The organism is Exiguobacterium sp. s183, from assembly GCF_018617655.1.
Classification (GTDB): domain Bacteria; phylum Bacillota; class Bacilli; order Exiguobacteriales; family Exiguobacteriaceae; genus Exiguobacterium; species Exiguobacterium aestuarii_A.
This window is the reverse complement of record NZ_JACSKN010000002.1, coordinates 52,272-67,705: the sequence shown is the minus strand read 5'-3', so window position 1 is coordinate 67,705 and position 15,434 is coordinate 52,272. Positions and strand designations below refer to the sequence as shown.

Annotated in this window: 8 protein-coding genes and 1 other annotated feature; of the genes, 6 read left to right on the top strand and 2 right to left on the bottom strand. The window is 48.8% G+C overall.

Annotated elements, in window-relative coordinates:
* Window positions 1–576: an anthranilate synthase component II gene (locus KNP62_RS05860; protein WP_214784229.1), complete on the bottom strand. Its 576-nt coding sequence runs from the start codon at window positions 574–576 to the stop codon at window positions 1–3.
* On the bottom strand, window positions 573–1,904 hold the full coding sequence (trpE, locus tag KNP62_RS05855) for an anthranilate synthase component I (protein WP_214784226.1): 1,332 nt from the start codon (window positions 1,902–1,904) through the stop codon (window positions 573–575). The genes KNP62_RS05860 and trpE overlap by 4 nt, the downstream gene beginning before the upstream one ends.
* Before the next feature lie 56 nt (window positions 1,905–1,960).
* Window positions 1,961–2,192 (bottom strand) — a binding site (T-box leader).
* A gap of 118 nt (window positions 2,193–2,310) precedes the next feature.
* On the opposite strand from trpE, the gene KNP62_RS05850 reads away from it, so the two are divergent.
* The 6 genes from KNP62_RS05850 to KNP62_RS05825 all read left to right on the top strand — a co-directional run bounded on the left by KNP62_RS05850 (window position 2,311) and on the right by KNP62_RS05825 (window position 15,344).
* The gene (locus KNP62_RS05850) at window positions 2,311–2,682 is read left to right on the top strand and encodes a nuclear transport factor 2 family protein (protein WP_251125620.1); all 372 of its coding nucleotides are present in this window, start codon (window positions 2,311–2,313) and stop codon (window positions 2,680–2,682) included.
* A 160-nt stretch (window positions 2,683–2,842) separates the two neighbouring features.
* Window positions 2,843–5,572, top strand: a complete 2,730-nt coding sequence (locus KNP62_RS05845; RefSeq protein WP_214784223.1) for a S8 family peptidase — start codon at window positions 2,843–2,845, stop codon at window positions 5,570–5,572.
* 215 nt (window positions 5,573–5,787) lie between these two features.
* Window positions 5,788–7,104: an Ig-like domain-containing protein gene (locus KNP62_RS05840; protein ID WP_214784221.1), complete on the top strand. Its 1,317-nt coding sequence runs from the start codon at window positions 5,788–5,790 to the stop codon at window positions 7,102–7,104.
* A 630-nt stretch (window positions 7,105–7,734) separates the two neighbouring features.
* Complete coding sequence (locus KNP62_RS05835; RefSeq protein WP_214784218.1) at window positions 7,735–10,305, top strand: Ig-like domain-containing protein; 2,571 nt, start codon at window positions 7,735–7,737, stop codon at window positions 10,303–10,305.
* Window positions 10,306–10,496: 191 nt separating this feature from the next.
* Window positions 10,497–13,061, top strand: a complete 2,565-nt coding sequence (locus KNP62_RS05830) for a hypothetical protein (protein WP_214784216.1) — start codon at window positions 10,497–10,499, stop codon at window positions 13,059–13,061.
* 171 nt (window positions 13,062–13,232) lie between these two features.
* Complete coding sequence (locus KNP62_RS05825) at window positions 13,233–15,344, top strand: heparinase II/III family protein (RefSeq protein WP_214784213.1); 2,112 nt, start codon at window positions 13,233–13,235, stop codon at window positions 15,342–15,344.
* Window positions 15,345–15,434 lie beyond the last annotated feature (90 nt).

Sequence of the window (15,434 nt, the reverse complement as noted above, 5' to 3'; positions counted from 1 at the left end):
TTAAACCGGGGACATTCGCCCCGGTTTTTTCGTGCACAGCTGGACGAATCGCTCGAAGATACTGCGACCATCTGGTGTACCAATCGACTCAGGATGGAACTGGACGCCATACGTCGGATGATTCGGATGTTCGAGTGCCATGATGACACCGTCTGTCGTCTCCGCCGTGACAATCAGTTCCGTCTCTTGTACGACGAGCGAGTGGTAGCGCATGACATCCATCGACAAGCCTTCGAATAAGACGCTCGGTGACGTATTGATGCGCGACACTTTCCCATGCATGACCTCGTTCGCCCGACCGACGACCCCGCCGAACGCCTCGGCGATGACCTGATGACCGAGACAGACCCCAAGGATTGGGACGTACCCGGACAATTGTCGAACGACCACAAGCGAGACACCGGCATCTTTTGGACCACCGGGACCCGGGGAAAGGATGATCCCACTCGGGTTCATGCGACGGATTTCTTCTATAGTATGTTCATCATTCCGAATGACGCAGACGTCACTGAATCGAGCGACGTCTTGATAGACGTTATACGTGAACGAATCATAGTTGTCGATGAGGAGAATCATGCGAACACCTCCAAAAGGGATTTGGCTTTATGCAGCGTTTCTTCGTATTCTGATACGGGGTCCGAATCATAGACAATGCCGGCACCAGCTTGGACGTGGGCCGTGTCACCTTGGATGACCATCGTCCGGATGGCGAGAGCAAAGTCGAATCCGCCCCGGACGTCGAGATAACCGACTGCCCCGGCGTACACTTCGCGCTTCACCGTCTCAAGCTCGTCAATGAGTTGCATCGCCCGAATCTTCGGGGCACCCGAGACGGTACCGGCCGGAAGACAGGCGCGGAGCGCATCGATTGGCGTCACATCGTCACGAAGCTCACCTTCGACTTCGGAGACGAGGTGCATCACATTTTTGAACCGTTCGAGCTCAATGTGTTTCGGGATCGTGACTGTGCCGACTTTAGCGACACGACCGATATCGTTGCGTCCGAGGTCGAGGAGCATCCGGTGCTCGGCGAGTTCCTTCTCGTCCTGAAGCAGCGACTCCGCGTGACGCATATCTTCTTCGACCGTCTTTCCTCGTGGACGTGTGCCGGCGATGGGGTTCGTCGTCACGATGCCATTTTCGACTCGGACGAGACTCTCGGGTGAGGCACCGAGGACGATCGCTTCCCCGAGGTCGATATAGAACAAGTACGGGCTCGGGTTTTGTTTTCGGAGCGTCCGGTAAAAGTGGAACGGGTCACCGGTAAACGTCGCATCGATGCGTTGCGACAAGACGAGTTGGAACACTTCACCTGCAAGAATCGCCTCTTTCGCCTGGAGGACACGGTCGATGAACTCATCTTTTGTCGTTAAAAGCTGTTCGCTCGTCCGGACGACCGGTTCGAGGGCGTGTGTCTCTGGTGTCTCGAGTTGTTCACGGATGGACTCGAGTCGCATCGTAGCATCCGTCTCACTCGTATCGATCAAGACGACCTGTTCTTCGAGATGGTCGTATAAGACGACCGTCTCATAGCGCTGGAAGAGGGCGTCCGGTAAATCGCGCGTCTCCGTCGGTGTGTTTGGGATCGGTTCATACACGCGAAGTAAGTCGTAGCCGATATAGCCGACGGCACCCCCGATGAACGGATACGGTGCAGTGATATCTTCACGTGTGATACGTTCAGATAGAGCATGGAGCGGGTCGTCCGCATAGATAGTGCCGGTTGAATCTGTCACGTCGTTCCCATAAACCTGGATTGTCTCGACCGGATTCGCCGCGATGATGGAATAGCGTCCGTGCTTGCCTTCCGCCCGACTCTCAAGCAGGACCTTACGTTCACCTTGCAGACGGTGGAAGATTGCCACCGGTGTCAATTCGTCGCCATTGATGATCAGTTGTTGCATCGAAATCTCCTCCTTAAACTAAAAAAAATCTCCCCGTCCCACATGCCCAATCGGACATGAAGGACGAGGAGATTCCCCGTGTTGCCACCTTCGTTGAAAGACGCCTTGTCTTCCCACTCATCGCGAACCATCATTCGCTGTCCCCGATAACGGGAGGACCCGTCAGAGCCTACATGTCGGTCTGAACGCTCAAAAGCCCATTCACGCAAGGCACGACACCGGTTCGCATCGACCACCGGCTTTCTGAAGACGTCCCTTCGCGCTACTCTTCTTTCTCATCGCGAGTTCGTATGAATGTTATCGTTACTTTAACGGGATGAAGCTTTCTTGTCAAGACTCAAAACGCGACAGACATTTGAAAATAGATAAATTATGCTATGATGGACTTTGAAAGGAAGGTGCACCGATGGAGACACTCAACATGAAACAACTTTCTGACGACCGTGCGGCGAAACAAGTCGCAGGTGACCTCGACGCGATGCGTGACTTGATGCATGACTCGTTTCGGTATGTCGACTCGAGCGGGCGTCAGTTTGATAAAGAGACGTTCCTCGACCAATACGTCGACCCGACTGCGATTCAATGGATTGCCCAAGAAACGGTGACGTTCGATGAAACCGTGACGACGGACCTCGCAATCGTGAAAGTCTTGCTCGAAGAACGGTTTATTCTAGGAACGAATGCATACGAAGGACGCTTTTGGGCGCTCCACCTGTATATAAAAGAAGGCGATGACTGGCTATGGCAAGGCGGTCAAGCGACGATGATCAACGAATGATGTGTAGACACTTCTTGAAAAAGAGGTGTCTTTTTTTGAGCCGATTTACTTGTCGAAACATTGTCGAAACATTTTTGTTACATTTTTGAAACATTAACCGATATATTCCGTAGAACGATTTGGAGCATACACTCCAAGACGAAATGAAAGAGGGGAAACTATGAAAACGAGATTCAAGCAGTTCGTGGCGATGATGACGATCCTCGTCCTCGTCCTGTCATTCCTCCCACCGGTGTCAGCCGATAAAGGGGAAGGCATGAAGGAGGCCACCTTACTCAATCCGGGAGAGGCGGTCGAGTTCACGACCGAAATCGAACCGGTCAACACGTATTGGTTCAAGATGGAACGTGTCGCGTCAACGATGACACATATGGAAGTCACGTTCGAATCTTCCAAACTCGCGAACATCAGCATTTATCCGAGCGCCGAAATGGCGGCGAAGGATGAGACGTTCGATCGCTATCGCGCGAGTGCGACGAAAGAAGAAGGAGAACAGACGGCCAAGATTCCGTTCCCATTCGCTTGGGAAGGTCCATACTACATCAAGGTCGAGTATATGCCGATGGACCTCGGTGACGGGATGATGGATATTCCGGCAGAGGACATGCCAGTCGGTGAAGAACCAGCAGAAGGCGGGGAACCGACAGAAGGAGAACCAGAAGAAGGGGGAGAGCCACCAGCACCGGATCTCTCGATGTTCGCTTCAGACATCAAGCTCGTCGTCAATCCGGTTAAACTTCCGGTGAAGTACGAAGAAGTCGGTGGTGACATGTGTGCCGTCGAATCAATCGTACAACCGGCACCAGAGCGTGATTCGATGCTCAAACTCATCCGTCGTGTGCAGTCAGAAGTACTCGGCAAATCACAAGAAGGTCGGGACTTATCGGCCCTCTATTACCGTGCTTCGCCTTACATCGTCAAAGCGATCACGTTTGATGGAGAAAAACGAAAAGCGGCACTCACAGACTTGAAGACACTCCGTCCATTGTTGACAGCGCTTGTCGACAAAAAGGACTACACGTTGAAGACGCAAGATGCAGCGGCAATCAAACGTCTCCATGCACTTGTTGATGGAAGCGTTCCGACGGCGCTCCAAAGTGAGATTGGTGAAATCGCGACAGCGCTCGAAATGGACTCGCTCGCAGGAACACCCGTATCAGACCTCTTTGGGAAAATCGGCATGACGATTCAAACGGACGGTCAGGACGCACCGCGTTATATCGTCAAATACAAATCGTCACCGAGTAAGTCCCTTGGCAAGATGAATGCCATGAATAACGTTTCAGCTGAGCGAATCGCGATCGGTTCGCCATCGGATTACTTTGCGCTCGTCGATGTAGAAGAAGCTTCTACGAAGATGCAGGCACAAGCGAAGTCGACACTCGAATCAGACCAGAACGTGGAATACATCGAACCGGTCCAGACGTACAAATCGTTCGCGACAGACGTAAGCCTCGATTATCAATGGTCTATTAACTCAAAATCGGTTCTCAAGCCGTTCCAAGATGCCGGGATTGGTCTTGATCGCTACGAAGCGTTAAAACTTCCTGGTCGGGCTGTGAAAGTGGCCGTTCTCGATACAGGAGTCGACCATCGTCTGCTCGATTTACAAGGGAAGGTCGATATCGCCAACGCAAAGAACTTTGTCGACCCGAACGGTGAAGGCGACGCGATTGATGACCATGGTCACGGTACGCATGTCGCCGGTGTCATCGGTGCCATCCGAGACAACGGTGTCTCGATGCGTGGGATTGTTCCGAACGTCTCGATTTTACCTGTGAAAGTTCTCGATGCGGGTGGTTATGGGGATACGGATCAAATCGCACTCGGCATCAAATATGCGGTCGACGCTGGGGCGAAAGTCATCAACATGAGCCTCGGTGGAAATGAGAGCCGTACACTCGGATACATGTTGAAATATGCACATGACCGTGGTGTCATCATCGTGGCGGCGACGGGAAATGACGGACAGTCACGTGTGTCTTATCCGGCTTCTTCGAAATACACGATTTCAGTCGGGGCGACGAACTCGTTCGGGATCGTCTCGGATTACTCGAACTATGGGATTGATGTCGATGTCGTCGCACCAGGTTCTAAAGTAGCGAGTCTTGTTCCAGATGGAAACGTTGTCTATATGGACGGGACGAGCATGGCGACACCACACGTCGCGGCTGCCGTCGCTCTCTTGAAATCACAGCACCCGAACATGACGGTCGAAGGGGCGCGTTCGATCCTTCGTCGTACGGCACAACCTCTCGCATTCTCGGGTGGCGATGCACCACGTGACCCACGAATGGAAGACGGGTTACAGTATGTGCTCGATGAATTAGATCGTCCACTTCTTCCGTACTATGATGTTGTGAGCGGATACGGGAAAGTAGACGTCTATCGCGCTGAATCCATGCTTCAACTCGCACCGAAACCGAATCGGATTTATGACAATGCGCCAGTTTTCTCGGCTAAAGTCAAATCTGGGACACGCGTTACGCTCTATAACGGAACGAAGCGTATCGGTTCTGGCGTTTCAAAAAATGGTACAGTCACAATGTCGATCGCACCTCAACAAGAAGGGGCTGTACTGACGGCTCTATACACAAATGGTAAATTCAGTACGAACGAGCGCCTCATTGTCATGAAAGGACTTCGTCCGAAAACGGCACAGGTGAACGCCGTGCGTGCGAAGACAAAACAAGTGACAGGTAAAGCTCAGGCTGGGATGACGGTCGTCATTCGCGACCAGAAGAAACAAGTCATCGGAAAGTCAAAAGTGACGTTGAACGGCACATATGTCGTGAAGACACGAGTGTTGAAGAAAGGCGAGCGCCTGATGGTTCATGTGGAGGATGTGACGAAGAAGGTCAGTCCGGTCACAACGATCACGGTTCGATAAGAATAGGAAATTACTGAAAAATCATATGCGATTCTTCAATATATAATCGAGTATGCATACAGCGCGACACAATGGGATTCCTTTTCAATAAGGAGTCCTTTTGTGTTTTTAAAAAATATGATTAAAAATAGAAAATTATGTACCTATTTTTAAAATAATCCATTAAAATAAAGATGTTGTCTGAAGAAAACATTATTTAGGAGGAATATCTTTTCATGAAACAACCAAAGTACTTATCTTTATTCTTAGCGGGGACACTCGTTCTCGGCGGTTTCGCTCCAACATTCGTTGCAGCAGAGACGAATGAAACGGTCGTCGATACGACGGCACCAGAAGCACCAGTCGTAGAAACACCGCTTCATACGTCGACTTCATTGAAAATTACAGGAGAAGTCGGGACGAAAGCGGAGATTCTCGTCGCGAACAAAACATATGAGCGCGTCGTACGTTCAACAGGAGAAGCGATTTTCACGATGTCACCACAGCCTGTCGGTCGCGTGATCACAGTCCGTCTCGTCGATGCGAGCGGAAATGTAAGTGAAGAAACACGTGTCGTGGTCGCAGAAGACCCAGAGCAACGCCCGGAAGCACCGGTCATCAACACGGTCGATAACTCGGCACGTGCGATCGTTGTTACAGGAACACCTGGAGTGGGCGTAACGGTGACAGTCGGAGGAAGCACGTTCAACGGATCATTTGATGCGAACGGGCAATACCGTCGCGTGATTGCGCTTCAAAAAGTAGGGACGCCTTTATCAGCACAAGCGAAAGCGAAGAGTGGGGCACTCAGTGAACTCGTTCAAACAACGGTCGTTGCTGACAAAGTTGCACCTGCAAAAGCTCGTTTGACACAAGCCGTGACGACGACATCGAACGGAATCGCAGGAACAGCGGAACCGCTCGCGACAGTTGTCGTAACGATTGACGGAAAAGCATACTCAGCACCGGTCATGTCGACTGGGAAGTTCGTGCTTCCGATTCCAAAACAACCACTCGGTAAGAAGATGACTCTCGCGGTACGTGATGGTGCTGGTAACTACAGCGCTTCTGAGACGTTGACGGTTCAACACGCGCTTTTCAACAACTTCTATCGTGTGGCGAATGAGGAGTTCCGCGCGGTCCTCCATAAAGAAGTATTCGCGTGGGACGGCTCGACACGTTACAACGAGACATTTGCACCGTTCTTCATTGACCGCCCGTCGAAATCGAATATGTTGTTCTTACTAAGCAACTACACAGAAGATGGAGATGTGGTTGGATTCAATAAGCTTCGCATCCGTGTAGGGAATGCGACATATACAGAAGCAATCGATGAGTGGGATGTCGATTACTATGAATATGATGACGGATCAGTAGAAGAATCGTACTGGTTTGAACCGAGCGCGAAGATGATCGCTTTCGTCAAACAACATGTTCGTCCAGAGAATCGGATCGTCATCACAATCGAAGGATACGACTATGATGTGGAGTGGGCGTTGATCGCAGGTGAGAAGCGTGCCTTCATCCAGTCGCTTCAATACGCAGGATATTAATAAGAAGAAATATGTTACTAGCCGTAGGTGAATCATTCACCTGCGGCTTTTTTGAATTTCGTGGATAGGTCTAATGGAGGAGTGATGGCGAGCAGGGATTTCCTCGAAATGGTTTTAAAAGTTTGGTCAATGTAAAATTTAGGATTAAATAAAGTCGATAAATGTTTAAATCAAAAAATAGACATGGAAATTATACATAAATCCATATTATTCATTTAAATATACAAATAATGTATATAAATGAATTTATGAATGATAAATGGCTTGAATTCGCCCTTTTTCGACGCATTTCGACATTTATAAAATAGGTAAATTCGATATTGAATAATCTCCAATAACGAGAAATTCAAAATCATTCCCATTTTTGCGAAAAAAAACGCTTGTGCTAGCTGGAAGCGTTATGTATATTATGGATGTAAGGTTTTCCAAGTTCATACTTGGTAAATTGTTCAAGGGTCACCTCTTGAAAGAATACCTACCCGTTTCGATGAAGCTCAAGACCTAAACGATCAAGTTGCATAAGTCATTCGTATGAGCGGCGTATACATATGGGATCTTTAGCGGGGGGAGCGTCGACGTAGACGAGTAGAGACAAACACGTAACATAACCAAAGGGAGGATTTACACAAGATGGCTAAGAAATCATTCAAGCTAGTCAAAGCGTCAGCAGCTCTTGCTGTGACGGCAGCAGCCCTTACACCAGTAATGGCAGCAGAAGCATCAACTTCAACAGTTGAACTCAAAGCAGAGGTTGTACTCGGCGGGAAGTTCAAAGAAGCACTCGCACTCAACACACCAGCTGGCGTTGAGATCAAATGGGGTAAATACCTCGTTACTGCAATCAACAAATGGCAAACAGTTAAAGGCCAAGGTTCTGATGGAAAGACTTACATCAAGAAACTTTACGCTCGTAACTACCCACTCTACATCCTTGACCAAGATCTTGGTGAAGTAGAAGCTGGTTCTGAACTCGAGAAGCCATCAATCCGCGTTATGTACCGCGACGGAAAAGTTTACACACAAGCTCCTGAGCGCTTCACAATGAGCTCAACTTACAACACGAAAGATGAAGGCGAGCAAAAAGTTCTCATCTCTTACAACCACAACGGGAACCGCATCACTTCATTCTTGACTTACACAGTTGTTGCTGGAGAAGTTGAGTTCGAAAACATCTCTGCTTCAGTTAACCAAGCGACAGAAGTTCTTTCTGTAAACGCTGATGTGAAAAACCTTAAAGAAGACGAAAAGGTTGAACTTCACGTCTACGCTAACAAAAACACTGCTTCAGCTCCAATCGTGACGGAAGCAACTGTAACTAAAGAAGGCAAATTGTCAGTTTCACGCCAATTCCCAGTTGGTACACACTCGTTCCAACTCGTTTCTGGCGAAGTGAAATCTGATCTTCAAAACTTCACTGTTGAAGCAGCTATGGTTAAAAACGTAGAAGCGATCAACGCAAAAGAACTTCAAGTTACTTTCAACAAGCCAGTTCACAAAGATGACGTCGCTGGTAAAGTAGCGCTTGAAGGAGAAGCATTCACATCTGCAGTTCTTTCTGAAGATGGATTGGTTCTTACACTTACTTCAGCTGACGAGCTCAAAGTCTCGAACGCAAAACTGACTGTTGCTCCAATCAAAACTAAAGCTGACGCTAAAGTGTTGACTGCAGCATACAACGCGATCTTCTCTGCTGCTGATAAATCAGCTGCTTCTGTATCGGGCGTTAAAGCTGAAGGTACAACTGCTGAAATCATGTTCTCTGAACCAGTTCAGTCTGCAGGTGTTGTGAGCTTGAACGGTGTTCAAACTACAGGTTCACTTTCGGCTGACGGTAAGAAACTTACGCTTTCTGGTCTTACTGCTGAGAAGTCATACCGTGTTGACCTCGTCGGTGTTAAAGACTTTGCTGGTAACGTTTCTAACCCAATCGCACTTAACTTCACAGTTGCGAAACCGGTTGTGGACAGCGTGAAGCCTACTGCGTCAGGTTCTGTTTCAGGAACTAAAGTAACGCTTAACTTCTCAGAAGAACTTAAATCTACTGGTACGTTCACAGTAAACGGCGTAGCTTACGCATTAGTTCAAGATGCTGATGTTAAAACGAAGTATACTGCAGACGTTAAAGCTGCACTTGGTTCAGCAACATTCTTGAATGCTTCATTCAAAGTTTCTGGTTACGAAGATAAAGCTGGAAATAAAGGGGACGACTACGCATTCTCTGGATTGATTCAAGCTGACACAACAGCTCCTTCATTCACTGGTGCTTCTGCTGCAATCCTCGTTGCTGACAACAAAGCAGTCTCAACTGATCTAGATGCTGTCTACCTTACTTTCAATGAGAAAGTTGATTTCAACGGTGATCTTAACATCACATCAATCAACGGAATCATTCAAAGCACACCAATCAAAGTAGCAGTTAATGAATCAACTGGATACGATGTAGATGGAAACGGTAAAATTGAAGGTACTGAAGCATACACAATTAAAGTACCGGTTGACCTCGATGAGTCTACTTCGTACGGATTCTCAATTGCTAAAGACTCAGTTAAAGATCTTTCAGGTAACGCACTTGCTTCAACGTTGTACTTCAACTTGACTACAGGTAAATTCGTTCCTGCTACACCAGAAAGCAAAGCGACAGTTACAGGTTCTGTAGCAGTAGATAAGTCTACACTCGTTGTTACTTTCAACGAAGATATGACTACGTCTGCGCTCCAAGCTTCTAACTACATGCTTGGTGGCCAAGCGCTTCCTGCTGGAACGACACTTAACTTTGTAGACAGCTTGAAAAAAGTTCACGTTAAATTGCCAGCTGGTTCTGTAGCTGTTAACGGAATGTATGTCTTCGAAGGTAAGAACCTTGTTTCAACTGCAGGTAACACGCTTCAAGGTGAGAAAGTTTCACAACTCTTGTCATTGTCTGAAAACGTGGCACCAGTTGCTACGAAGATCGATGTTGTAGCAAGTAACAAGTTTACAGTATCATTCTCTGAAAACGTATCTGGAGCAACTACAGGAATCATCGTTAAAGTGAACGGTGTCACTGTAACGCCAGCTTCATTGACTGTAGACGGTAACAAACTTACTGTTGAAACAGCTGCTAACTTCGCACTCACTGACAACTTGTCTGTAGAGTTCAAAGATGCTGCATTGGCTGATGCTGCAGGTAACGTGATTGTTAACGCAACAATCACTAAATAATTGTTGACCCTCCCTTAGGGTTAAATAGAGCAATGTCTTCGGACGGAGCCATCTTGTAAACCGGTAGTGCCTCGGCACTATCGGTTTTTGCTTTATGTTAAAAAACAATTCCCCTTTTCTATAAAACAAATTATACTTTTATTGTCATCAAATTAATCTTTTACCATTTTTAAAGAAAAGAGGAAATATACGTGAAACAATTGCTGTGGGCACTTCTACTTGCCGTTTTTCTTCCTATATTCAGTTTGCCTGATTCGGTAGAAGCGGGTGAGTCGCTTCCGAACCATTATCGGATCTCTAACAGTCCTTACGTCATCACGATGGATGGAAAGGAACTTTATCACGTGGAGACGGGAGAACGCATTCCGTTATCGACCGAATTGGATTTACACTGGTCCAATGATAAAAATGCCGTGATGAGTGTGGACGGTCAGCATCTCGTCCTTACAATCGGATGTGGTATTTGTTCAACGAGCAGTTACATCATCGACCTTGATGGTCAGGTCACATCGCATCGGGTCCCGGAAAATTATCGAATCGTCGGAGCAGACGTCGCGCATGATCGACTTTTATGGGCGACGTGGACAGAAGTGATCATGACGAACCTTCAAGGGGATGTCATTTGGAAGCGTTCCGACCTCGGGACTGCCGTCACGTTATCTACCGATGGTCAGACCGTCATTGCGGCACAGCATGACCTGTTAAAGATTGACCGTGTGAACGCAGTGACCGGTGAAACGGAATCGACTCAATCTTTTGATGTGAAGGTTCAAGTCCGTGATAAGGAAGCGCTCGCCTTTGATGGTGTCATCGCTTATCCGGAACAAGGGTACGTCTATCTTGAGGCAACCCGACAACTGATCGCGCTTCCTGAGTGGTATGACGTACAATATGCAGAAGAAGATGGGTTCTTGCATTGGTATTCGCAAGGCATGTATGGGGTCTTACATACTGCATCTGGAGAATTGAAGACGTATGATCCAATCGTCTACCCGACGCTATTCCCTGGCGTTTTAGCGTTCTCGGATCAGACGATTCCGCTTTCTTCCTATAAACAAATGCCGACTCAACTTGAATTCGAAGTGGATAAAGGGGCAAACACAGAAGGTGACCCATACCTATATGTCGGCCGCTCATATCCAATAACGTTCAAATCGACAAATCTGGACGGGGTGACCGAAACCATTCCGTTTGAGCGCTTAAGAGCGAATAAATCGAATGAAGTCGCTTCACCACAAGTATTTTCGTACGTGACGGACGTCAACTATGACCTCACATACATGGGCAAAACGTTCAGTGGGACGCTCTTCTCCTACAATGCTGGGGACGTTTCGATTCGTAAGTTCGGACTTGCGGGTGAAATCGTTGGACAAACGGCACCGCGTGCAGGTGTGACGGTACGGGTTCATCAAGACGGAAAAGAACCGATTCAATATTCAACGAGAGCGACGTTATCTGGTGAATTCCGAGTGACGACGGAACGGCTTGCGCCAGGTACGACGTTCACGGTGACGAGTCTGGCGAACGGGTCAGCGGTGTACCGTCAACCGTTCACCGTACCGGTTCCGAATCCAGAAGCCAACACGATTGAGGTGTTGGGAGATTCTGTCGAAACGGGTGTCATGTTTAAAACCGTGCCGAACGGGAAAATTGATGTCTTCGTCAAAGAACAATTCCATTCGTGGTACGACACGATTCAAGCAGACGCCTCAGGCATTGCGCGCGTGACGGGAACAGTCGATCCGCTCGCAAAAGGCGTCAGCGTGACATATGCACCAGCGGGCACGGAAGGGGTGGAGAAGGAGCTCGTTGTCTTTGAGCGGGCTGAACCGACCTTCACGTTCCAGGTGACACCGAACGCAGGGGATACGACATTATCCTATGCGTCTACAGCTAAAGGCATTACGTACAAGACGTACGTCAATGATGTGTTCGTTGGGGACGGTCGTACGTTAACGTTGCTGAAGGCGCTTCAAGATAGTGACGTCATTCGTACAGTTGCCACGACAGGAGACCGCTCGAAAACAACGGAACATCGTGTCGTTGCAGTCGGACCGACGATTCTTCAAGTGACAGATGTCGCGATGACAGCGACACATACGGTCGTGAGCGTTCGTCGTGACGTGAAGGCAGACCTTCAATTCTATATCAACGGAAAACGTACGACGGCGACACCGGTCTCCTCGACGCGATTCACGGTTCCGGCACGACCTGGGGACATCGTCCTCGTTCGTCTCGTTCGTGGAGGTCAAAAGCTAGATACGCGTCTCGCGTTACCGAAAGTCACGTTCAGCAACATCCGCCTCCATGATGAGCAAAAGACATGGGTCGGGATGGTGCTTCCGAATAGCGCCGTCACGTTGCAAAACGGCTCGACACGAATCGCGAGCGGGAAGAGTTCTTCGACAGGACGTGTCGTCATGAACTTGGCACCTCAACCGATCAAGTCGAAAGTCACACTCGTCAGTAAGCGAGGCGTGTATCGTTTCGTTCAGACGGTCTACGTGAAGGCTGGGCTGACACCGAAGTTCACGGTGACGACGCCGACGAGCTCGTCACGTTCTGTCATGGTGAACGCCAATATCGATTACGGCAAAGTGACGATCCATCGCGGGTCGACACTCCTCACATCGAAGACGGTGACGTCAAAATCGACGTCTGTCTCGATGGCAGCTCAAAAATCAGGCACACGTTTGACGGTCCGGATGACGACGCCAAAAGGTCGTTCACAGACGATTTACGTCACGGTCCGCTAACATTCAACGTCTATCTCATTCAATTGGGATAGACGTTTTTTATATGGGTTACGTGATTGGCTATTGAGAGTTGTTGTTACATAGTAAGATTTAAAAATCGCTTTTCTTCTTTTTGAAAAAAATCCCTTTTAGTCATGGTATGATGGTAAAAAAAGATAAATGAGGTATTGGATGAATACATATGTTAAAGGTGCGCTCTTATCCACGGCGCTACTTCTCACGACAACTTCTGCTGGGGCAGAAGAGGTGGCACGTCCGTTCTTTACAGAAGTATCAAAAGAAACGACCGTGTATCGATTGTTGCCGGATAAGACGATGAAGCCGATCGGGAAACTGCTACCGAATGAACAATATGCGGTCGTCGGTGTGTCTGGTGGCTATTATCAAGTAGAGGTGAACGGGCGACGCACGTACGTCAAAAAGCAAGAAATCCCGTTAAAGGCTCAACTATTGACGAAAGCCGTCGTCTCTGACGGACAATACGAACGATTGCTTCATAACTATACGGCACGTGTCGAAAGACGTGAGGTCCCGTACTACTATGGATTTCTGACAAAAGCGCAAGCCGTCAGCCAAGCGGACTCGGCGATGAACGGGGTGTGGCGCATCGGGGCAACCCCGGGCAAACAAATCGTGGAAGACATTCATACGTTTGACTGGGAGCGTGACATCACTGTCGGTGATTCGACGTCGTTCATGTTCCAAATGCAATACTGGATGGTGTTGAACCAACTGACGATGGCGTATCACTATACGAAAGACACGAACTACTTGGCTTACGGAAAGGCATTCGTCGACAGCTGGGTCAAGCAATATCCGACCGACTCGTATCGTCGTTACCCGAACGCGTATCACCAACAAGGGACAGCGATTCGAACATTCCATCTCATCAACTTTTGGAATCAATACAAGAAGTCTCCTTTAAATAACGACGCAGCATTCAGCGCTCGTGTGCTTCAAACGATTGAAGGGCACGGTGAAATCTTGGCGGACGCGAAATTTTATCGGGAACGTCACAATCATGGAATCTTCCAAGACATGGCGTTGACGGATATCGCTCAGACGTTCCCTGAGCTCGAACAATCAAGTGTTTGGAATGAGCTTGCGACTACGCGGTTGACGACACAGTTGGACCATTCCCTGAGTCCTGACAACGTCCACTTGGAGCATTCGCCGGGTTATCAGGTGTATACGTACGAGATGCTGTATCGCTTCAACCGCTGGATCGAGGCGAACGGCTTCGTGACATCTCCTCGTCTAGAGGCCGTCAAACGAATGCCAGAGACGCTCGTCCATTTGATGAAACCGAACCGGACGCTTCCACTCTTCGGCGACACGACGGGGGAACCGCGGACGACGTCGATGATTTCGACATTGCGTGACTATCCTGAACTGCTTTATGCGGTGACAGGAGGAACGGAAGGGGTGCGACCGACGGAACGCGTGAAACAGCTCGATACGCAATACGCGGTGTTGCGCGAACATTGGGGAGAGAATGAGCCTTTCGCCGATGCGGTCTCACTCATGATGACAGCGGGGTTCCATAATACGGCCCATAAACATCAAGATGATCTCAGCATCGACCTGTACGGATTTGGACGCGATTTCATCGTCGAGACCGGACGATATGGGTACACGAACCGACCGGAGCGAGATACGGCCGTCCGTGTCGAAGCGCACAACACGGTGAACATGGGATCTCGTCAGCTCACGCTCCATTCGAGCACGATCGGGAAAAGCGGGATCACTTTGGTCGAGGAAGTCGATGGATTACAACGGGCGAGCGGATTCAGTGATTTGATGGGGCAAGGGATTCATCATACGCGAAGCATCGCGCACGATTTAGACGGCACCGTGCTTGTCGCGGATACGATTCAAAGTGACGCCCGCGTCCCGTTCACGCAACGGTTCCATCTCGGAGTCGGTCTTGAACCGGTCGAAGAACGTGAGGGTGAGATGTTTTTCCGTGATGCGGAAGGGCGAACACTCCAGATGATTCAACTGCCGATCGCTTCGACGGGGACGGTGCGAATCGAACCGAGTTTTGTCGCCTATCGTGATTTCGAATGGAAGCCACGTCACCAAGTCGTTTCGACAAAAACTGGGAAAGGAACCTCGTTCGTCACCTTGTTCCATCTTTCGAAGACAGGGACGCGCGTTACGTTCTCGAACGTAATGGAGACAGAGACGGCTTACGTCGTGAACTACTCCTTGTCGAACGGACAATCTCGTACCGTCGAAATGCCGAAAGGTGTGAGTGAGGAAATAAGTGAGACGCTATAAGGAAATGAGGAGGAGATGCCAATTGGTATCTTCTTTTTCAATTCCGACAAGAAATAACGAAATATTTACAGAAAAGTAATTGTGTTATTT